Here is a 22,167-nt window from a genome sequence, read left to right as displayed (position 1 = left end):
ATGCCAGAAGTACAATTCGCCGGAACCCGCCAAAGTGAGCAGGCAAACGCCACCGATGCCGCTGCGGGAATATCTCATGCCGTTATTCAAGACGTTTCTGGTAACCTTTATGACATTTTTGTAAGCTCCGAGGAAAAAGGGCAAAAACGCTTACACGACAGAGCGAGAGCAGCATGGGTGCTGCAAAAAACCAAAGGACTTGCAGCTCTTGGATTTGCACACGAAGAAATGCTTAAGTTTGTTCCTGGCTCCCTTTCAAACCAGAACAATCAAAATACGCAAAATACAAAAGTTGCGCAATCTGTACAATCTGCACAAGCTGCTCAAGAAAATAACCAATCTGATTCAAACAGCTTATATGGCGAAAAACTTGGGCAAGCAGATTTTAATAATCCAACAGTATTGATTTGCCCACATTTAAACGGAAGCGCTAGAGAATTAAGCCTTCTTACAACAGACGATTGCGTAAACGCTGGCACAGCCATGGGCGCAATTCACCGACTAAGCCCAGCATTTTTAACAAAAGGCGGCTACCCTACTTTTACTACTGGTCAGATTCGAGCACAATTAACATCTTGGATTAAAAGACTACGTCAAGCTGGTCACATTCCCACTGAAATCACCGATAACTGGTCTAGAGTGCTTGAAACCGATGGATTGTGGGCATTTGACACTTGCCCTGTTCACGGCGGTTTTAAAGATGGAGATTTTCTATTTTCTGGATCTACGATTACTGCAATAACCAATTGGCAGAGCATGCAAATCAACGATCCTGCGCGAGATTTAGCGTGGATTTTTGCAAAACTTAATGAACAGCATAGGAATGCACTTCTTAGCGCTTACGGAAGAATGCTGGGAGCCAGATTAGACAGCATGATTATGCTTCGCGCAAACCTATGGCTTCAAATGGAGCAGGTTGGCGACTTTGTTCAGGCTTTGCAGCGTGCGGATACAACTGGGATCATGCGCTTTAAAGCACAAGTAGAACGTCTTGCTCACGAGCTTACGCGTATAAACAATTCTAGAAACGCAAATGCTAATCAAAACAACAATTCAAGCGCAAATCCTGCGTCTTCTCTAACAGTAGGAGATATAGTTAAAGACGATACTATTGAATCTTCTGATGCCACAAATGAGAGCAATATAAGTGCTAAAAGTCAGACAATTGCTTTAAACAGCAATAACGACAGCACGAGTGAAAACCCTACAAAAGTGAACTATTCAAATTCACAAGCACAAGAAGATTCTTACAAAGAGTCTGATAATACGAATGCTACTAAAACTACATCTGTTGCTGATAATCTAGAAACACAAGTTATAAATAGCATTATCAATAACGCCGATAATAGCAACAAGAATAGTGACGGAAGCATCGAAAGCAAGATTGAGAGCAATAACAGCATCGAAAGCAAAGATAACAATGTAGAAAATACTGGCAAAAATAACAATGAAGATTTAGATAAGCCAGCAACTATTATTATCCCAATGCTAAAAGATGCAGATCAAGCTATTAAAGATGCTAAAAACAAACTGAGTAATTCGTAAATGCTAAATATTAGATGCTAAATATTAAGTAAAATCAAAGAAACCAATTATTAAAAGTATCAAAAGTATTAAAGGAAACAAAATGAAGGTAACAATCGGAGTTAAACACGTAAACGACACTATCAGCTTTGAATCAGAACAAAGCGAAGAAGACGTGCAGAATATTATAACCAATGCAATCAAAGACGAAAAATTAATCACCATTACAGATAAAAATAACAGGAAAATTGTTGTACCTAGCAACTCTTTTGCCTATGCAATAATCGGAGACACACCAACACACACTGTTGGTTTCAACGCATTGTGATTACAAAACTAGCGATTTAGTATTTTACTCACTACTTCGTCGCTAGTTGTTTCTTCACCAAGACTATTTGGTTTCCCGCTTCCGTGCCAATCGGAGCCGCCAGTAACAAGCAAATCCAAGTCTTTTGCTAATCCAAATAGTCTTTGTCTTTGCGTTAAAGAATTACCACGATGATATACTTCTAAACCATCGAGACCTAAACTAGCGTAATGAGCAATTTGAGAGTCTGAAAGAATAACAGGATTCCTACTATAATCCGCAGGATGTGCAATAACGCTTACTCCCCCAGCATGTTTAATAACTTTAATAACTTCATCAACACTAGGAGAAGGCGTAGGAATGTAATAAGGTCCATGAGGCGCTACTGGTCCTGCAAAAGCCTGAGATCTTGTTTCAAAAACACCTGCAGCAACCAATGCATCGGCAATATGCGGTCTGCCAATCGTAGTCAGATTCCCTTTACCTGCTTGATCAAGAACATCTTGCCAAGTAATCGGAAAATCGTGCGACATAAGCTCCACCATTTTACGCGTACGATTTAAACGACGTTTCCTTGTTAAATCAAACATCTCAATAATGCACTCGTCATTTGGATTATAACGATAAGCAAGCATATGAACCGATATATTACCTTCTACAGATGTGATTTCGGATCCAAAAATAACTGGAAAATCCGCAATATTAGCAGCTTCTTTAAAATCACTCCAACCAGCAGTAGTATCGTGATCTGTAATAGCCACACCTTTAAGACCAATAGTTTTAGCTTCATTTACCAAATCTTCTGGCGACTTTGTGCCATCGGAATAAAAGGTATGACAATGCAAATCCCAACCAGAATTATTCTCATCAGTGTTTGCAAAAAAATCAATATCAGCGCTAGTGCTAGTTACAGTCATACAATTATCGTAAACTGTGGCATGTAACGTTTATCTTATAAACGATTAATCCCTACATTATTAGCGTTTACAGGAGTACTTATGGATAGCTGTAATTCACAAACAGAACTCACAAATATAAATGAGCTATCTAAAACGGAAAACAATGTAGACGAAAAAACACTTTACGAAACAAACTCATTAAAAGGCTGGAGACATTCTGCTACTTGGGTTTACGCTATTATGCTAGTTACTTCTGCAATAGCCCTTCTAACATCTCTAATATTATCTTCTGAAACTTTAGCTCTTGCGCGCACACCGCACAAAGCGCTTGGATGCGATATAAACACTCTCGTATCATGCTCTAAAGTAGCTCAAACATGGCAAGCAGAATTCATACGATTTGGCGAACTAAGCTTCCCTAACGCCTTCTTTGGAATAGCAGCCGAAAGCGTATTTGTAACACTTGCTGTAGTCGGAATAGCAAAAGTAAAACTTCCAAAATGGCTAGCGATATTTAGTTGGATAGGCGGATTATGCGCACTCTTGTACGCGTATTGGCTGTTTTCTCAATCAATGTTCGTAATACAAGTTCTTTGCCCATGGTGCTTAGTACTAATGTTTTGCACTACTATACAATTCATGTCACTTAGCCACGCAACAGTTAGCGCGCAAGGAATTGGATTAAAAAATAAAATTCTAAACGCGTATTACAGAATTAACTACGATTTAATCGTAGACTCACTATGGATATTCGTAATCGTGCTATTAATTTTAAGCAAATACGGTCATGCTATATTTAGTTGAATCAAAAGCTTATACAACTAAATTCATCACATATTTCATCACATATTTATAAGCTGCAATTTAAATTAAAGTTATAATCAGCAGTCACTATTAAGCAGAGATTGCGATAGCTTAGCAATACGATCGCTTGAATCGGAGTTAGTGAGCAAAACACTCCCCTCGTCATCTTTATCCGCAAGAAGATTCATTGAATCTAAGACGCTTTTAAGATGATGAATAGTGCCAGCATTACCATCTACAATCTTCACGCAATCAGGCAAAAACTCGCGAAAATAACTTTTATAAAACACAAAATGAGTACAGCCTAAAACAACTGAATCAATATTGTTTAAATCATAAGAATCAAAATACTTATGCAAAGCACTCATAACAATATTTTTATTGCCTAAATCACCATTTTCCACAATTTCTACCAAATCTGGACACGGTCTAGAAAAAATTTGGTGATCTTGCGTAAAACGATTCATAAGTTCCGCAAACTTGCGCTCTTTAAGCGTTAAAGGAGTAGCAGCAACAATCACGCGCTGAGGCTTGCCGCCACCTAAATCGCAAGCAAGCTTAAGAGCAGGTTCCATGCCAATAATCGGCATACTATAGTGCTCACGCAAATCTTTAACAGCAGCAGAAGTGGCAGTATTGCAAGCAATAACAATAGCTTTAACATTAAGACTTGCAAAATGCTCAACAATCTTAAAACTAAGCTCACGCACTTCTTGCGGAGTTTTTATGCCATATGGAGCATTAGCAGAATCCCCAAAGTATATAATGCGCTCATTTGGCATTGCTTCTCGAAGCTCACGAACTACAGAAATACCACCTAACCCAGAGTCAAATACACCTATTGGAGCGCACGAAGACATAAAAACCTCCTAATAAACTCTTACAATGGTACTTTTTAGCACAAACATAATCATTGCAAAACAGCATCAATAAGACTGCGCGTGTATGGATTTTTAGGTAAACGCAATACATCTTTAACGCTTCCCTGCTCAACAATCCTTCCGCCTTTTATAACACTAACTTGGCTAGCAATGCGGCTTACTAAAGCCAAATCATGCGTTATAAACAAGCACGAAAAGTTGTACTGCTTTTGCAAGCTACTTAAAAAATTTAGGATTTTTAGGCAATGATTTGCATCTAACGCCGAAGTTGGCTCATCTGCAATAATCAAAGAAGGACGATTTATTAACGCTCGCGCAATGCCAACTCGCTGTTTTTGACCGCCAGAAAGCTCGTGCGGGAACCTGTTTATTAAGCTTAATGGCAAATGCACTTGATTAAGAACAAGCTCCACGCGCTTTTTGCGCTCTTCTTCGCTAAGACTTTTATTGACAATAAGAGGCTCGGCAATGCTCCAACCTACAGTTTTTAAAGGATTTAGCGCCGAGCCAGAATCTTGGAAAATGAACCCAATATTGCTTAAAATCTTGCGATTTGCGCGTTTTTTGCAATCGGAGTATAAATTAAGACCCTCTATGCTTATGCTGCCAGATTCTGGCTTAAGCTGACCAGAAATAAGCTTTGCAATCGTTGTTTTTCCAGCACCAGATTCGCCAACCAGCGCATGCGTTTTCCCCCTTAAAATATTAAGGTTCAAATCACTTATTGCGTATTTAGAAGGGTTGAAAATTTTAGAATACTTAGCATATTTAGCAGAAACATTTTGAATGTTTACGCAAAAATCGCCAGCCTCCGAACTAGTTGATTCGCTAGCTAAATTACTAATATCAAAATCAACAATAGAGTCTAAAAGAGATCGCGTATAGCTGTTTTTAGGATTAGAAAACACATCTTTAACTAGCCCACTTTCAACAATACTGCCACTGTTCATAACATAAACTGTGTTTGCAACAGCCTTAACAACGCTCATATTATGCGTAATAATCAAAACCGCAATATTATGCTTTTTAGCTAAATCGCGCAAAAGCTGCAAAATCTTACGCTGAGTTGTAACATCCAAAGCTGTTGTAGGCTCGTCTGCAATAAGCAAAGAAGGTTGATTAATAATTGCCATTGCAATCATTGCGCGCTGAAGCTGCCCTCCAGAAAGTTCGTGCGGATAAGACCTATAAACGCGATTTACATCCTTTAGGCCAACCTCGCTAAGGGAATCAAGAACTCGCGATTTTTTAGCGCGAGCGCTCGTCTTGCCAAACTTTTCGTGATGATATTTTAATGACTCTTCAATTTGCTTGCCAATGCGCATAACTGGATTAAATGCTGTAGATGGCTCTTGGAATACCATTGAAATAAGCCCCGAACGAATATAAGAATACGGAGCATTATTGCTTAGTAAATCCAAACTGTCATTAGCGCTTGTATTAATAACCGCTTTGCCAGAAACACTAAAATCGTCTGGAAGAAGACCCATTAATGCCAACGAAGTTAAGGACTTTCCCGAACCAGATTCGCCAACCAGCGCACTAATTTTGCCCGCATATAAGTTTAAATATACGTTATGCGTAATCTGATTTTTGCCAATCGCAATAGACAAGTTACTAACGCTAAGCACTGGGTTTTCGCGATTTTCCAACATTTTCTTAAATCCTTTTCTAGTTTCTAAGCGAAACTCGCGCATAGTTTGGATAAGCCGGGAAAGACCCAACAAAGAAGTTTTCCACATTGCTTCCGTGAATATAAGTGTTCTTAGAGTAAATAAGCGGAACGATTGGAGAATCGCGCATAATCTCTTTATCAACCTGCTGCCAAAGCAAATCTGCACGCGACTTATCTATAACGCCAACAGCTTGGCGAATCAAGGAATCCACTTTTGGATTCGAGTAGCGAGATATATTCCAATTGCCGCCGCCTATTTGCGAAGAGTCAAAAAGCGGACCAATATTTGCATACGCAGAAGGAAAATCAGGCTGCCATTTAGACAAAGCTAAATCGTAGTCGCCAGAATCGCCAGTAATCATATCGGTAAAAATCTGCGAATCCACAGTTCGTATAGAAACATCAATTCCAACGCGCTTTAAGCTTGCTTGAATAGAAGATGCCACTTGCGCCTGATCTGGGCGAGCAATAAGACTAAACTTTAGTTTAGATTTACCCGATTCCTTTAATAATTGTTTAGCCTTTTCTACGTCCCCACGCGGATTTGCAGAATAGAGATTATAGACTTTGCGCTCGCTTACGCCTGGAGTAATAAGCGTTGTTGCAAAACCGCCAGCAACCGCACCGCCCTTTGCTCGCTGATACGACTGCTTATCTACAGCGTACTGAATCGCCTTTCGGATCTTAACATCTTTAATACGGCGATTGTTCATGGCCAAATATTCCAACGCTCCGTCACAGCTTGTAACTAAAAGATTGCTCGACTTGTAGCTTGCTTTAGCTTGTGCGCGTTGAGCTGGAGGCACAAAATCTGCAAGAATAGCATTGTCTGCGCCAGAATTGCCTTGAATCATAGATTGGGCAGCAACAGAAGGATCAACACCAAGCTTCCAAATTATCTTGTCTGGGTAATTAGCTCGAATTGAATCCGCGCTGGAATCCCAATTAGTGTTTCTAACCATAACAATTTGCTTGCCAACTTCGTTTTCAACAATTTTGTACGGTCCAGAAGCAACTGGGCTTTTACCATAATCCTGCGCATTCCCAGAATTTAACGGAACGGGAGCAAAGGCCGCCAAAGACGCAACCCAAGGCCAATTAGCAAAAGCAGCATTTAGTTTAAAAATGATTGTTTGATTGTCTGGAGTTTCAATCGAATCCAAAGATTTGCCACTAAACGGACCGGCATAGTCTTTAGCGCCTTCCAAAAGCGCTTTGTGGTAACCGAATCCGCCTGTAAGCGAGTTTGCAAAAGAACGCTCAAGACCATATTTAATATCTTTAGACGTTATTGGGCTTCCATCCTGGTATTTAATGCCTTTTTTAAGAGTGTACTTCCAAGTTTTTCCGCCGTCTAAAGCAGTTCCCGTATCTGTTGCTAAATCGGCAACAACACGCGTTTTGCCACTTGGCGTTACTTTCCACGTTGTTAAAGCGCGGAAAACTAGGCTATTAGAAGTTATTGGCAAACCCTGACTTCTTGCAGGATCAAAATCCATTTTTGATTCAGAGCTTAGAATCGTAAGCGTTCCGCCCTTTTTTGGATTGCTATTAAGCACAGAAGCATTTGGTAGTCTTTTTTGTAGGTTTTGACCACTTTGCACAGCAGTTCCGCAAGCAGAAAATGCATAAACCAGCGAAAACACTAGAATTACAGCAATTGCTCTTAATATATTTAGAGCAAAACCGCGATTAAATTTTTTGATGATTTGATAATAATTTTGTATATTTTGTGTATTTTGCATGATTTTTCCTTAATTTTTTATAAAGTTATAAAGTTATTAAAAATTTTTATTATTGTGATTTAAAGAAGACTTTAGTAGCGACTTTAGTTGCAACCTTAATGGCGATTTTGCTGGCGATTTTAATCGCTCACTAATCACCACTTTAAAGGGCGACTTTAGCCGCTCTAGGATCAAGCAAACAATAACAGACGTCAACAATAAGATTTGCAATTATTACAAGAGCGGCCGAAAACAGCGTAACTCCAACCAAAACTTGCAAATCAAAAGTCTTAACAGCGTCTAAAAGAAGCGAACCCAACCCGTGCATAGAGAACACACGCTCAGTTATAACCGCTCCACCAAGAAGACCGCCAAGATCTAAACCAAACATTGTAAATATTGGTAAAATCGCATTTCGCAAAGCATGATTTACTACAACATGTGAATCGGGCATGCCCTTTGCTATTGCAGTTCGCACATAATCTTTACCAAATTCCCTAATCATTGTAGAACGAGTAATGCGCGCATAAAAAGCGCCATTTATCAACGCTAAAACAATCCAAGCGAGTAGCAGATGCCAAGCCCAGTCAAAAGGATTAGCAAAGAAGCTAACATATCCACCCGTAGGAAAAACGGGAATGTAAACCGCAAAAGCAATAATCGCCAGCAAACCAATTAAGTAGGTAGGAGACGAAATACCAATCGAAGATATTGCTACAATTAAGCGGTCAATCCACGAATCACGCTTAACAGCTTGCAAAACGCCTGCAAATACGCCAATTATCATCCACAAAACAGCAGCGCCAATGGCGATTGATGCTGTAACTGGAAAACGACTAAAAATCAAACCAGTAACAGGTTCATTAAGCGCAAAAGACCATCCTAAGCAAGGAGCCGCGCAAACAATTGCGCTGGCAGATGCAGAATCGCCAAAAGTACGGCCAACAAAAATACCCTGTAAATAGTTAAAAAGCTGACTATACCAAGGCAAATCAGTTCCCATAAACGCAGAAACTTGTGCTAAACGCTCATGCGTGCAAGGTTTGCCGCACATAAGCTGAGCAGGATTTGTTGGAGTCATAAAGAAAATCAAAAACATTGCCATTGCAATAACAGCAATAACAGCCAAAGCGCTTGCAACGCGCCTAATAATGTAAAGAAAAACGCTCATGCTGCTATCTCCATTTTTGAAGAAAGCCAATCGCCCAGCATATTAAACCCGAGCGCAAGCAGGGACAAAGATAAACCTGGGAATATTAAATACCACGGGTCTACCAATGCCCACTGCACTGCGTCGGATATTGAGCGTCCCCACGAAGGCGAAGGCGGATTCATGCCAACGCCAAGAAATGAAAGTGCCGCTTCAAGTGCAATACGGCCTGGTATAGAAAGTGTTGTATTAACAATGATTATTGGAAGCATGTTTGGCAAAATCTGATTGCGCAAAACATGAAAAGCACTAGCGCCCATAACTCTAGAAGCCACAGCAAAATGGCGATTTTTAAGGCTAAGTGTTTCGCCGCGAACCAATCGCGCCATACTAGGCCAACCAAAAAAGCCGATTATAAGAGTTAAAAGAAGCGGACGCGGGAAAGTTTGAGGCACAATCGCAGAAAGCGCAATCGCAAAGATTAGGAACGGAAACCCAAAGAACACGTCCATAATGCGAGAAATTGCAAAATCAACAAAACCACCAAAATAACCAGCAATAACGCCAATTACAACGCCTAAAACAACGGAGATTGCAGTAGAAGCTAAGCCAATTCCAAGAGAGATTCTTGCGCCGTGAGAGATGATTGCAAATAAGTCAATTCCGCGCAATGGCGTTACGCCAAACCAATGTTTTGAGCTTATTCCGCCTATGCCTGTAGGCAACGAAGAATCCGACAAAACATCGGGATTTTCGCTATATGGATCATTACCTGTAATAAGAGTAAAAAGGTCGGCAAAAATCGCCAATAAAACAAACAGTGATATTATTGCAATTCCAACAATTGCGGTAACACTTGATAAGTCGCGCTTACTACGCGAATAAAATACACCGCCCCTTTTCATCGCCACTCATTTCGTTACCTGCACTTTCGTATTGCAATTTTTCTATAAAACTAACAAATACAAACATGAATAAATTTGTATTATTGTCATAACGAATTTATATGAAGGTATGGAAGTGTAGAAAATCAGAGTGTCGCATTGCTTCACTTTTCGCTTAGAGCGTATCGCGACCCCGATTTCGCCTACACTTATGCGAAATACGAAGACAAACAAAACGTGCCGACGTATGAATCATACAACGGCACGTTTTTTGTTTAGTTAATTAGCTGTTAGTTGTGTTTTTTACGCGCGCTTAAGACTTACGCTAAGCTCAGTTGCGCTAGAATCAGCCTCAGTAACTTCTAAGCTTGTAGCAAGAGTTTCGTTAGCAATCAAATCACGGAACTGCTCAACTTTAGCAACGTCCACGCTAGGCACATTCAAAGTCAAAGCGATTCGGTCTGTAACATCCAAACCGTTTTCCTTACGAGCATCTTGAACAGCGCGAATAGCGTCGCGAGCGTAACCTTCAGCAAGCAAATCGCTAGTCAAAGCAGTGTCGAGCATAACGAAACCGCCAGTTGGCATTGCAGAAGAAGCCGTATTTGCAGCCGCTTGAGCATCCGAAGACTCAACGCGATTAACAAGCTCATACTCGCCTTGTTCAAGCGCAACTTCGCCGTTTGGAGTCATAACAACAGGAGCGCCAGACTCGTTAACACGCCAATCGCCACTCTTAGAAGCCTTAATAGCAAACTGCACTTGCTTACCCAAACGAGGGCCAGCCGCGCGAGCGTTAACCTTAAGCTCGTGAACAATCTTCAAACCGTGTTCGCTTGCATCTTGCAAAGTGCAGAATGTGACATTCTTCACGTTAAGCTCGCGCTCAAGCACCTGCTCGTAAGGCTCTACAGCAGCAGTATTTTCTGCAACAACAGTCAAGTTTGCCAACGGCTGGCGCACACGCAACTGTTCCGCCTTGCGCAAAGAAAGCGTAGAAGACACAACCTCGCGAACCTTATCCATAGCAGCAACCAAAGCATCGTCGTGCGCAAGAACAGCACCAAGCTCAGTGACCTCGCCAGCCTTAGGGTTCTTCTCGCCATCTGAAAGCATTTGCGGCTCAACCAAATAAGGCCAATCAGCCAAATGCACGGATTCGCCGCCAGTAAGACCACGCCACACAGCCTCTGCTTCCATAGGAGCAAGAGGAGCAATCGTGCGCATAAACACTTCCAACACAGTGTAAAGCGTGTTGAAAGCAGTCTCGTCTTCATTCCAGAATCGGTCGCGGCTGCCGCGAATATACCAATTCGTAAGCACGTCAATAAAATCGCTTACTGCCGCGCAAGCATCGCTAATTGCAAACTCGTTCAAGCATTTTTCTACGCGCTCAACAAGCAAACGCGTGCGAGCAAGCAAATAACGATCCATGTTGCAAAGTCCTGCAACCTCGTCCGCGCGAAGCCTGCGAGCATCGTAACCCTTACCACCGTTTGCAGCGTTCGCATACAAAGTAAAGAAGTAATATGAGCTCCAAACTGGAAGCATAACTTGACGAACCGTATCCCTAATGCCGTCTGCAGTCACAATCAAATTGCCACCGCGCAAAATTGGCGAAGACATAAGGAACCAACGCATAGCATCTGAACCATACTCGTTGAAAACACCGTTCACATCCGGATAATTGCGCAAATGCTTACTCATCTTCTGACCGTCGGAGCCAAGCACAATGCCGTGGCAAATCACATTCTTAAAAGCTGGACGGTCGAACAGAGCCGTAGCCATAATGTGAAGCGTGTAGAACCATCCACGAGTCTGACCAATGTATTCAACGATGTAATCGCATGGGAAGTGCTCTTCGAAGAAGTCCTTATTTTCAAAAGGATAATGGAATTGCGCAAAAGGCATAGAACCAGACTCAAACCAGCAATCGAGAACGTCCGTAATGCGGTGCATTTGCGACTTTCCAGTAGGATCGTCTGGATTTGGTCGAGTAAGGCGATCGATATATGGGCGGTGCATATTCACATTGCCGTCGTCGTCGCGAGGATAGTCGCCAAAATCAGCCTTAAGCTCATCCAACGAACCGTAAACGTCTACGCGAGGATACTTTGGATCGTCACTCACCCACACTGGAATTGGCGAGCCCCAGAATCGGTTACGGCTAATAGACCAATCACGAGCGTTAGAAAGCCACTTACCAAACTGGCCGTCCTTAACGTTTCCAGGAATCCAATTAATCTCCTGATTAAGCTCAAGCAAGCGCTTCTTAATCTTCGTAACAGACACAAACCAGCTAGAAACAGGCTTATAAATAAGCGGAGTTGCACAACGCCAGCAGTGAGGATAGCTGTGCACGTAGCTTTTTTCTTGGAATAGCAACGCGCGCTGATCTTCCGGCATTTGAGCAAGCGGACCGTCTCCTGCACGCAAGTTACGCAAAATTGGCAAGTTCGCGTCAAAAACGTACAAGCCTTCGTAATCTGGGCAATCGCTTGTAAACTTGCAGCCTGCGTCAAGCACGTCAACGCTGCGAATCTCGTGCGCGTTAAGCGTGTTCATATCGTCCTCGCCATAAGGAGCCTGGTGAACAAGACCAGTACCTTCAGCGGTATCAACATAATCTGCTGTGAAAATCGTAAAAGCGTTAGGACCAGGAGTGCCACCCTCAGCGAGCGCAGAATCGCTTGCAAAGTAAGGGAACACTGGATAGTAGCGCCAGCCAGCCATCTCAGCGCCCTTAAGCTCGCGCACAACCTCATAGTTTTCGCCAAGTTCCTTAGTGTAGGAACCAAGCAAAGGCTTACCAATGTAGAACTTTTTGCCAGCAAACTTGCCTTCAGTTGGGCGAACTTCCACGTAATCAATATCTGCACCAACTACGATTGCGAAGTTTGTTGGAACTGTCCAAGGAGTAGTGGTCCAGAATACTGCGTAAGCATCGTCTTCGTCGCGAAGCTTAACAGCCACGGAAACGGTAGTGTCCTGACGATTCTGGTACACATCCGCATCCATGCGAAGCTCGTGGGCACTAAGTGGAGTTTGGTCCTTCGGGCAGTACGGAAGCACGCGGTAACCCTTGTAAGCCAAGCCCTTATCGTAAAGCTGCTTAAATGCCCACATTACGGATTCCATATATGGAATGTTCAGTGTCTTGTAGCCGCGCTCGAAATCAACCCAGCGAGCCTGACGATGTACGTAGTTTTGCCACTCGTTCGTGTACTTCAAAACGCTGGCACGGCAAGCATCGTTGAACTTCGCGATGCCCATTTTTTCGATTTGCTCAACCGACTCGATGCCGAGTTCCTTCTGCGCTTCCAACTCTGCTGGAAGTCCGTGAGTGTCCCAACCAAAAACGCGGTTTACTTTGCGTCCGCGCATAGTCTGATAGCGCGGAACCACGTCTTTTGCATAGCCTGTGAGAAGGTGGCCGTAGTGAGGAAGACCGTTTGCGAATGGAGGGCCATCGAAGAACACAAACTCGTTTTGGCTACCTTTGCCAGACGGGCGGTATTCGATTGACTTGCGGAAAGTGTTGTTTGCATCCCAGTATTGGAGAACTGATTCTTCAAGCTTTGGGAAGGAAGGATTTGGTGCAACTTGCGCGCCGGCGTTTTCTTGCGTTGATGCAGTTACATTTGCTTTCGGATATACGTGATTTGCAGACGTATTTGCGCACGCGCTAGTTGCTGGATTAGTGGATTCGCTCACTGTGCTCTCCTCGCTCAACAGGGTGAATATTTCCCTGCGAGGACGACAGTTATTGCCGCGGTACCACCTCGCTTGCTGCAAGATGCTTACGCAACTCTTGCAGCCTCTCGTGTTTGGCTATACGGGCCAACCCCGTCGGTTCTAATAAGCGAGGATCTTACGAATCCTCGCCGTTCTTCCGAAAACTCCCCGCCGATAACGGATCATCGCTTAAGTTAGAAACAATCTAACACTATCCCCTAACATTAGCAAAAAGTGCCCCGGATCAGAATCGAACTGACGACACCCACTTTAGGAGAGTGGTGCTCTATCCACTGAGCTACCGAGGCAACAAATGGCAATTATACACTATAGCGTGGTTTACACGCTATAACCTGCTCAAGATTCAAGATTAGACTGCGTTCCAGCAGTTGCAGCCGTAGCAGACTGCTCCGCTTGAGCCGCGTCCAACTTAGCGCGAACCGATGCAAGCAAGCCCTGCGCACGCTTTGCTAGCGCTTCTCCAAGCTCCCATTGATGCATAGACTGATCCAAAGTCAAACCGCCAGCCTCAAGTGCTTTAACAGCTTGCACAAGCTTTTCGCGCGCCTCTTCGTAAGGCATTGCGTTAATCGCAGCCCGCTCTTCACTGCTAAGCGTGCTAATAGCGTCAACTTTTGCACCTGCGTCTTTTGTTTCGTCGCTCATAATTATCCTTTTCTAATTTTTTATTTAAGATTTTTTTATTTAAAATTTTTGCGTTTTTATTTTTAAGACTTTTAGATTTTACGACTTTACAGCTTTAGATTTTACAACTTTACGACTGTTCTACAGAAGTAACGCTAGCTGTAATCAATCCACTTTTAAGAGTAACAGTTATATCATCGCCAGTTTTTACACGACTAGAATCATCGAGTACTTTCCCACCGCTAATTTGCACAACTGCGTAACCTCGATTAAGCGTTGATTGCGGACTAAGAGCCGTAATACTGGCATGCGCTTTTTCAACAGTCAAACTAGCGTCGTCAAGCAGCCGCACCAAACCATGCCTCATGCGTTCAACGGCCTGCTGCACAAACAACTCATGCGGCTCCAGCATAGTGCTCGGTCTAGTAAGGCTAGGACGGTTCGCGTAGCCTTCAACAAGTCGAATCTCATTGTCAACTCGCGCAGAAATCCTCATGCGCGCGTGTTGCAAAGCGTTATCAATCAACTGCCATTGCTCGTTAACATCTGGAACAACGCGCTTTGCTGCGTCTGTAGGCGTAGAAGCTCGCATATCTGCAGCCAAATCAATAAGCGTCCAATCGTCTTCGTGACCAATCGCAGAAACAATCGGAGTTACGCAAGCAGCCGTAGCGCGAACCACGCCTTCGTCCGAAAAACCAATCAAATCTTCAAAACTACCGCCGCCGCGCGCAACAATAATCACATCAACCTCTGGGTCTGCGTCTAGCTGCTTAATGGCCGCAATTACGTCCGCTGGGCATTGCACACCCTGAACATGAGCGTGAACCACCTTAAAACGCGTTACAGGCCAGCGCAAATTGACGTTTGTAATAACATCCCCCTCGGCGCGAGCTTGAGGCGCACACACTAGACCAATGCACTTTGGGAACTCAGGCAGAGGCACTTTATTCTCCACGTCAAACAAGCCTTCGCCTTTAAGCTTTTTGCGCAACTCATCTATTTGCGCTTTTAAGTCGCCAGCGCCAACACGTCTAATTTCGTCTGCAACAAAGCTCAATCGCGTTGCTTTTACCCAAATATCTGCCTTGCCGTGAACAACTACTCTATCGCCCTGCCGCAAATCTTTCGCTTGCTGAACAAACTTGCTAAAGCCCATTATGGAGATTGAAATGTCTTCGTTACTGTCTCTGAGCGTTATGTAGCCAGACGTAGACCTTCTCATATTGATTTCAACAATCTGACCTTCTACCCAAGCTGCAGGCCACTTTTCTACAGCACCATGGAACTTTTGGCTTATAACGCTTACTGGCCAAGGATTTTCGGCAGTCGTGTCGGCTGCCTTCAGAGGAAGCTGGCGCGGCTGCGACTGCGACTGAACGAACGTTTGGCGCGGCTGCGACATAATCGTCTGCTGCGAATCTTGCGGCATATCTTGCGAAGCATCATCCTGGAATAATTGCGGCATCATATTTGACGAGGTCATGTTTACAGCTTGACTGCAAAGAGGGACAAACACGCGATAACTCTCGACAGTAGTGCCCACAATAAAATACTCCCCATGCGATTAAGCATGAGGAGTATTTAATTATTTAGAATCATAGAATCTAAAATTCAACTTCAGAATCTAAAATTCAATTATTTAATGCTTCGATTCCGCAATCTGCTAGCAATTAACGCAAAAGCACTAATTAGCATCAACAAAGTAACTGTAACCAGAGTGGAAACTGTTCCAACACCAGTTGCACTTAACTTTGAAAGCATGCTACTTGCATTAGTTTCCTTTGAAGATGCAGAATTGCTTGCACCAGAATTGGCAGCACCATTAGCTTTAGATCCGCTTCCGTTCTTACTTCCGCTACCGTTAGCATCAGCATTGCTTGCATTTGCAGATCCACTAGCATTTGCGTAACCAGAGCTCAAATAATCATTGTCAGCATTGCTAGAATATCCATAATTCTCGTAATCTGAACCAAATCCAAATCCTGAAGAACTTCCTGAAGAACTTCCGAAATTATTTTCAGAATATTTCAGATTATATTCTGCAATTGTTTCTTCAGATGAAGTTGCATTAGCTGGAATAACCCACACAGTAGTCCATGCAATCTGCGAACCATTTTCATCAAGAAGAACAATCGTATACTCACCTGAATATCCTTCTGGGATCTTAGCGTCGAAGCGAGGCAACCCATCATCACCTAACGTTACCGTTACATACTTAGATCCATCTTTACCATGCAATAGCACAGGCGAAGAATAAATGTAAGCATAAGCATAAGCTAACTTATTCTTCTTAAGTTGGTTAATGAATGCACTTGTATCACTAGAAACTTTAGCATTAGGAGACTCAGAACCAGATTCAGCAGAATCATTCATTCCAGCAATCAGCATAACAACAGGATTGCTCTTACCAGCACGAGCAACGTTATTCAAGCGATTACCAACTACAAGATCACCTTTAAGTGATTGTTTTAGATCTGCTATTGATTCAGGAGCCTTAGGCGCTGAAGTCGACTCAGCAGGTGGATTTACAGAAGTATTAGAAGAGCCAGAATGTTCAGATGGACCTTGAGGCGTATCTTTCTTTTCTTTCTTTCTGTCAATCACAATTACCTTAGAAACCGTATCACTATCAGCGTTCGTATTAGTCGTAATATTACCCGCGTAATCAACAGCTTCTACTCTAATAGTATGACTACCGTTATTTAAATCAGCAGTTGGAATATCAAGACTGAATTCAGTCTCACCCGGCTTGCTAGCAACAACAGCAGCATTATCTTTACTATTATCTTCTATATTCTTCTTAACTAGATTATTTTTAGCAGAAGCGACAACTTTTCCATCAACATATACTTTTGCAAGTTGAAGATTATTATCCTTGACCTTCACCTTGATGGATCTATTATCACTAATAGTTTCATTGCTTTCCACACCAATATTAACTTCAGGATCCTTCTTATCAACAACTACAGGTATGAAGGTTTCCAAAGATGAAGCAGTTGTATTATTCACTTCTACATGAATAATATCCTTATCTTTTACAGCAAAATTCTTGTTAAACAATGACTTGTTTACCTTTTCACCACCACCATCTGTTGAGAAGAATTCACTAACTATACTTCCGTTTATAAACAGAGAATACCCAAAGCAATCCTGGCTCATAGAACCCTTGAAGTCCACAGAATCTTTATTGGTGAACAATGTATTACCGTAAACAATAGGTGCGTTAAACACAGCCTTAGCTGGATTTACGTCAAAGTAGAATCTTGCCTTAGTATCAAGGAAGCTTCTCTCTAATTCCTCTGTTGACCCTTCTTTCTTAACTTTTTCTTTAAGTTGCATACGGAAATCATTTATTCCAACATGCATAGGAAGCGTCACAGAAAAACGACCATCTTTAATTACAGCAACAATAGGATCTTTCAATTTCATATGATCGTCAACTATTTCAGCAGAAGGCGTGAACACTATGTTTGAAATCTTAGGTCCAACTTTACCTGTTACTGTAAAGGAATTACCACTTATATTAGGATTTGGCTTACCGTCTTTCAATTTTGGTTGAATTATATAAGTGTTAATTCCTTCAAACTTATTTGCGGATTCCTTATCTATTTCAAAGTCATAATCCTTGCTGAATATCCTATGAACTTCACTATCAAACTTATCTACTGGCTTCGTACGACCTTCTAAAGCAAACACTTTAGAAGAATCATTCGCACCATCAGATGCAGTTAAAGTAACTGTATAAGCAGTAGCATCAGGTTTAATAGTAACTTCGAATGAACCGTCATCATTAAGCTTTACATCATCAGGATCTACAAATTCTCCAGAAGAAGAACCGCTACCAACGGAAACACCACCATCAGGAGTTTGCGCTGTCTTAACATAATCCAAATGCATCGAAAGCTTGTCACCTTTATCATCAGTAACTTTGCCCTTAATAGTAACCTCACCGTTTTTAAGAACATCGAGATTATTATTTTTGTTCAAATTGGTTACTGTTATATTTGGAGCATGAGCATTGAAAGTTACATCAACTTCATCATTACCAATTGGCTTACGTTCATTGTTTAAACCTGTAACAACAATATGATTAACACCGTTCTCAAGAGGAACATAGGCGGCAAAAGCTGACTTATCTTTGAAGAATTTCTTATGCTCATCATCAACAGTTACAGTCTTATTCCCATTATCTTTATAGGTAACCGAAACTTTAATATCTTTCACATCATCGGAAGCATAACCGCCGATAGGAAGATAAAGATTATTGTCACCATCGAATTTAGACATGAATCTAATGGCCATAGTCTTACTTGCAAGCTTAGAGGCTCCATTTATAACAACATCTTTAGAATCCTTAGAATCCTTAAAAATCTTATAAACATAACCACTTTTATTTTCAGCAGAATCCTTAGTTGAGACATAAAGGAATTTAGCATCAGACCCAATATGAACTTTATAAGTATGCTTTGTCGCAGGATTAGAAGGATCAAAGTTTAACTTACAAGCACCCTTGTCATCTTTTTCCTGGCATGTTTTATCTACATTTCTAACTGCAGACCATTTGCCATTTATATGAATATCAGGCACATAAGTTTCGCTCAAATCGTCAGTGACAGTAATAATCACATCACCATTAGAGTCACGGTCAGAAACCTTAATCTTAGGAGCTTTGGTATCAAGACCAACCTTCATAGTGTAGGTTTGTGAACGATCAGAATTCTTAGACAATTTTGCTGTAACCTTGTACGTATATATTCCATCAGGAGCAATTACCTCTTTACCGGTTTTAGGATCGTATTCACTACCATCCCATTCACCAGTAGAACTCTCATTACCATGAGCATTTCCTTTAAGGCTCCTGTAATCACTACGGCTAAGATAATTGTCATAACCTAAATCTTTAACAAGGTTGCCCTTACTGTCATATATAGAATATCTGACTTCTTCAGCACTACGGAACATCATTACAGATGGAATGATAGTGTCTAAAAGCTTATCTTTGTTAGGAGAGAATGAACCTAATTTAGTAGCTTCACCCTCACGATTCACCTTTACTTTATTAGTATTACTTACCGCAGAAACAAGAGTTGTACTTGCTTTAATATCTGAAGAATACTCCTTACTAGGATCAACAAGAATTGGCTCTTTATTCCAATCTCCAACGAAACCTAGATATGGAACTGAGATGTTTGGTTGATTAGAATCTTTTGATTCAAATCGAATATAACCCTCAATATAGTGATTCCTACTAGTGTTTGGCTTAAGCTTAAATTCAACTGTTGCAACACTATTAGCTTTTACTAAAATACTGCCATTGCAATTTTGAGGAGTCAAATCCTCATTCTTACTTATATTTGTAACAGTATTTTTATTAGCTTCGTTTGATTCATTTAATACTTGTTGAGTTGGAACGTTGAAAGTTAAATCTTTGCTTCCGTAATTGTGCAAATCTACTTTAATAGTTCTTTCACCATTAACTTCACGAAGAGGAACATAAGATTCACCGTTAACAGTAGCAATAACATTTGTATCCATAGCTTTGTCAACTTGTGCCAAGCCAGCACCGATTTGACGAGGAACATATGGAACGCCCGTATCTTTACCATCATCAGTAAGAACCTTCGCAGTATTCATCAACGCTTGAGTTGCTCTCTTTGCGCGTTCTACTCTACTAATAGAAGGAAAACGATTCTTATAATATTGCACCATAAGTGCAGAAAGACCTGAAACATTTGGAGCAGCCATAGAGGTACCCGACATGTTTACATAATTGCCTTTACCGTTCTGAGTAGAAAATACGTTACCACCGATACCAGCGATATTAGGCTTAAAGTCGAGCTCTGGCGTTGAACCCCACGAAGAGAATCCTGAAGGATGCATGCTATCAGGATTTGGAGCGCTTACATAATCATTGCTGAAAGAAATCTTAACTTTCTTATTTTGCTTAAGATCATCGAGCATTTTTAAAGCGTCAGTACGCCTAATCGACACTCCAAATTTTTTGCCAAATCCTTCAATACCAGCCATACCAAGGAATTGTTCTGTACCTTTATCATTATTGTAAACAAGTATACCTGCGGCACCAGCTTCAAAAGCATGCTTGAATTTTGTAGCAAAATTGATTTTACCGCGCTCAACTAATACATATTTACCGTGAACATTTACGCTATCGTACTCATCAATATCAGGATCATCTGAATCATCATCGTATGATCTTCCATATCCTACAGAAACGACTTCACGCTCTTGACCATCAGGTTTGCCTGTAGCCAACCTATAAAGTATATCTGTACCTTTACTGGAACCATCTACTTTATAAGTTGCTTTTTTCTCTGTCATAACTGAATTTTCAACAGAAGCAACACTGAAAGCTTCAGGGAATGCAGAAGGCGTACCAAGAGTCGCATCATCTAACTTTCCAAAAACATCATCTATTTCACCATTAGACGAAAAATTCAAACCTGAATTACCGGCAGAAATAACTGGAAGCACACCAACAGCTCTAGCTTTCTTTAATGCCAAACCTGTAATATTTGAGGCTCCACTAAAGCCGTTGATAGAACCAAGCGACATGTTTATAATATCCGCACCAAGCTCAACGGATTTTTCAACAGCAGCAGCAATATCAGCATCATCAGCACCGCCAGATCTGCTAGCTTCATTCGAGAACACTTTCATAGCAAGTAGCTGTGCGTTTGGAGCAACACCATCTACACGCCAATTCTTGTCTGCTGGTTTACCTGTCTCATCTCCATTAGCAGCCACAATACCAGCTACATGCATGCCATGCTGTTCTTCACTAATATCATCTCTAACATTATCGTTTTGATCTGCAAAATTATAGCCGTCAGGAACTTTATCTGTAAAACCAGGCTTAGGTTTCATTTTTATATGAGCTTTTGCAGATTCATCGAGCTTCATATCTGGCTGATTCATATCAATACCGGTATCAATAATTGAAACTAGCATACCAGTGCCATCAAGCTTATACTTTTTAAAAGCCTCACCTACACCTTGTAAAACACGTGCATTGTTTTCCATTGTCCGGAATTTACGTGCTTTGTGAGCAGATTCAATTTCAGGCTCTTTTCTAAGTTCTAATACCATATTCTGAGGCATGGTTACCTCAAATGCATTCACCAAGTATCCAAGCTGACGGCGAACCTTCATCTTATATTTTTTGCACCATTGAGGGAGAAGTTTATTTTGTTGATTCTTACGTTCTGAAGCAACACTTTTTCCAATGCCACCTTTACCTTTAAGAGTAACTACAACATTTACTTCTTCTTTAGAATTAAAGTCAAATTCGTTTTTATACGCTTTTTTATAATCTTCTATAGCTTTTTCAAGCAATGAACCTTTATAAGATTCTTCCGTACCTTCATTCTTTTTATTTTCAGCAAAATCTTTAATAGCTCTTTTAATTTCTGCTTCTGTAGGCACATGACCTGAATCAGCAGCTTTGCTGAGCAATTTATTTGCACCAGAAATTGTGGTTTTATCAGATTTTTTATTAACATTTACGTTTGATACAGTTTCTGCGTATGCTGTAGTTAATCCGGAAAGCGGCACGATAAGGGTTGCTGTAGCAACTCCTAATGCAGCTAAGCGAGTTAAATATGATGCTCTTTTGAACTTCATAAATACGCTCTCCTTCAATGAAATACTTATAAAATATTTTTCACAAGCCTAGCATTGAGGAAAATAAAAAAAAACATAAATATGTAAATTTTTATGCATAAACAGTTAAAAAATACGAATCAACCCACAAAGAACGGCTAAATATAGCCATTTCTAAAGAGAAAATTTTTCAGAATTGCGTTGATTATACAACTATAAATTAACATGTTGTTCACACAAAAGATTCAAAACTCGTTTTTTGTTACTATTTTTTATAAATATTGCTTATATTTATAAACATATGTTACTTTAGATA

Annotated in this window: 13 protein-coding genes and 1 tRNA gene; 3 read left to right on the top strand and 11 right to left on the bottom strand. The window is 41.2% G+C overall.

Annotated elements, in window-relative coordinates:
- Both HXT53_RS01770 and HXT53_RS01765 read left to right on the top strand, forming a co-directional pair.
- Positions 1–1,545 carry a phosphotransferase gene (locus HXT53_RS01770; RefSeq protein WP_421780497.1) on the top strand — a complete coding sequence of 515 codons (1,545 nt, stop codon included), beginning with the start codon at positions 1–3 and terminating at the stop codon, positions 1,543–1,545.
- A gap of 82 nt (positions 1,546–1,627) precedes the next feature.
- Positions 1,628–1,852 (top strand): DUF3107 domain-containing protein, encoded by a 225-nt coding sequence (locus HXT53_RS01765; protein ID WP_004112344.1) that lies wholly within the window; start codon positions 1,628–1,630, stop codon positions 1,850–1,852.
- Positions 1,853–1,860: 8 nt separating this feature from the next.
- Here the strand turns inward: HXT53_RS01765 and HXT53_RS01760 are convergent, their stop codons facing one another.
- Positions 1,861–2,748 (bottom strand): PHP domain-containing protein, encoded by an 888-nt coding sequence (locus HXT53_RS01760; protein WP_415690952.1) that lies wholly within the window; start codon positions 2,746–2,748, stop codon positions 1,861–1,863.
- An 81-nt stretch (positions 2,749–2,829) separates the two neighbouring features.
- Here HXT53_RS01760 and HXT53_RS01755 point away from each other — a divergent pair, with 81 nt between their 5' ends.
- Positions 2,830–3,534 carry a vitamin K epoxide reductase family protein gene (locus tag HXT53_RS01755; protein ID WP_004116863.1) on the top strand — a complete coding sequence of 235 codons (705 nt, stop codon included), beginning with the start codon at positions 2,830–2,832 and terminating at the stop codon, positions 3,532–3,534.
- Between the two features lie 77 nt (positions 3,535–3,611).
- On the opposite strand, the gene murI is transcribed toward HXT53_RS01755, so the two are convergent.
- From murI to HXT53_RS01705, 10 genes are all read right to left on the bottom strand, one after another.
- Complete coding sequence (murI, locus tag HXT53_RS01750) at positions 3,612–4,394, bottom strand: glutamate racemase (protein WP_004115668.1); 783 nt, start codon at positions 4,392–4,394, stop codon at positions 3,612–3,614.
- Positions 4,395–4,444: 50 nt separating this feature from the next.
- Positions 4,445–6,070, bottom strand: a complete 1,626-nt coding sequence (locus tag HXT53_RS01745; protein WP_421780494.1) for an ATP-binding cassette domain-containing protein — start codon at positions 6,068–6,070, stop codon at positions 4,445–4,447.
- A 16-nt stretch (positions 6,071–6,086) separates the two neighbouring features.
- A complete protein-coding gene (locus HXT53_RS01740) occupies positions 6,087–7,835 on the bottom strand; it encodes an ABC transporter substrate-binding protein (RefSeq protein WP_020760559.1) in 1,749 nt (582 codons plus the stop codon).
- Positions 7,836–7,977: 142 nt separating this feature from the next.
- Positions 7,978–8,985, bottom strand: a complete 1,008-nt coding sequence (locus HXT53_RS01735; protein WP_174142743.1) for an ABC transporter permease — start codon at positions 8,983–8,985, stop codon at positions 7,978–7,980.
- Complete coding sequence (locus tag HXT53_RS01730; protein ID WP_004115676.1) at positions 8,982–9,869, bottom strand: ABC transporter permease; 888 nt, start codon at positions 9,867–9,869, stop codon at positions 8,982–8,984. The genes HXT53_RS01735 and HXT53_RS01730 overlap by 4 nt, the downstream gene beginning before the upstream one ends.
- Before the next feature lie 282 nt (positions 9,870–10,151).
- Positions 10,152–13,562: a mupirocin-resistant isoleucine--tRNA ligase gene (ileS, locus tag HXT53_RS01725; RefSeq protein ID WP_101891857.1), complete on the bottom strand. Its 3,411-nt coding sequence runs from the start codon at positions 13,560–13,562 to the stop codon at positions 10,152–10,154.
- A gap of 256 nt (positions 13,563–13,818) precedes the next feature.
- Positions 13,819–13,891: transfer RNA gene (locus HXT53_RS01720), tRNA-Arg, on the bottom strand.
- Positions 13,892–13,940: 49 nt separating this feature from the next.
- A complete protein-coding gene (locus HXT53_RS01715; RefSeq protein WP_004112318.1) occupies positions 13,941–14,249 on the bottom strand; it encodes an exodeoxyribonuclease VII small subunit in 309 nt (102 codons plus the stop codon).
- Positions 14,250–14,358: 109 nt separating this feature from the next.
- Positions 14,359–15,714 (bottom strand): exodeoxyribonuclease VII large subunit, encoded by a 1,356-nt coding sequence (gene xseA, locus HXT53_RS01710; protein ID WP_101891856.1) that lies wholly within the window; start codon positions 15,712–15,714, stop codon positions 14,359–14,361.
- A gap of 152 nt (positions 15,715–15,866) precedes the next feature.
- On the bottom strand, positions 15,867–21,872 hold the full coding sequence (locus HXT53_RS01705; RefSeq protein WP_421780489.1) for a S8 family serine peptidase: 6,006 nt from the start codon (positions 21,870–21,872) through the stop codon (positions 15,867–15,869).
- Positions 21,873–22,167 lie beyond the last annotated feature (295 nt).

This window comes from Gardnerella sp. KA00390 (assembly GCF_049244075.1).
Taxonomy (GTDB): domain Bacteria; phylum Actinomycetota; class Actinomycetes; order Actinomycetales; family Bifidobacteriaceae; genus Bifidobacterium; species Bifidobacterium vaginale.
The sequence above is the reverse complement of the archived record's forward strand: the minus strand, read 5'-3'. Positions and strand labels throughout refer to the sequence as shown.

Excerpts from the sequence above, each read along its gene's own strand:
- HXT53_RS01705 (WP_421780489.1), bottom strand. The coding sequence starts at position 21,872 with ATGAAGTTCAAAAGAGCATCATATTTAACTCGCTTAGCTGCATTAGGA.
- HXT53_RS01740 (WP_020760559.1), bottom strand. The coding sequence starts at position 7,835 with ATGCAAAATACACAAAATATACAAAATTATTATCAAATCATCAAAAAA.
- murI (WP_004115668.1), bottom strand. The coding sequence starts at position 4,394 with ATGTCTTCGTGCGCTCCAATAGGTGTATTTGACTCTGGGTTAGGTGGT.
- HXT53_RS01765 (WP_004112344.1), top strand. The coding sequence starts at position 1,628 with ATGAAGGTAACAATCGGAGTTAAACACGTAAACGACACTATCAGCTTT.
- HXT53_RS01745 (WP_421780494.1), bottom strand. The coding sequence starts at position 6,070 with ATGTTGGAAAATCGCGAAAACCCAGTGCTTAGCGTTAGTAACTTGTCT.
- HXT53_RS01715 (WP_004112318.1), bottom strand. The coding sequence starts at position 14,249 with ATGAGCGACGAAACAAAAGACGCAGGTGCAAAAGTTGACGCTATTAGC.
- xseA (WP_101891856.1), bottom strand. The coding sequence starts at position 15,714 with ATGACCTCGTCAAATATGATGCCGCAATTATTCCAGGATGATGCTTCG.
- HXT53_RS01735 (WP_174142743.1), bottom strand. The coding sequence starts at position 8,985 with ATGAGCGTTTTTCTTTACATTATTAGGCGCGTTGCAAGCGCTTTGGCT.
- HXT53_RS01770 (WP_421780497.1), top strand. The coding sequence starts at position 1 with ATGCCAGAAGTACAATTCGCCGGAACCCGCCAAAGTGAGCAGGCAAAC.
- HXT53_RS01730 (WP_004115676.1), bottom strand. The coding sequence starts at position 9,869 with ATGAAAAGGGGCGGTGTATTTTATTCGCGTAGTAAGCGCGACTTATCA.
- HXT53_RS01760 (WP_415690952.1), bottom strand. The coding sequence starts at position 2,748 with ATGACTGTAACTAGCACTAGCGCTGATATTGATTTTTTTGCAAACACT.
- HXT53_RS01755 (WP_004116863.1), top strand. The coding sequence starts at position 2,830 with ATGGATAGCTGTAATTCACAAACAGAACTCACAAATATAAATGAGCTA.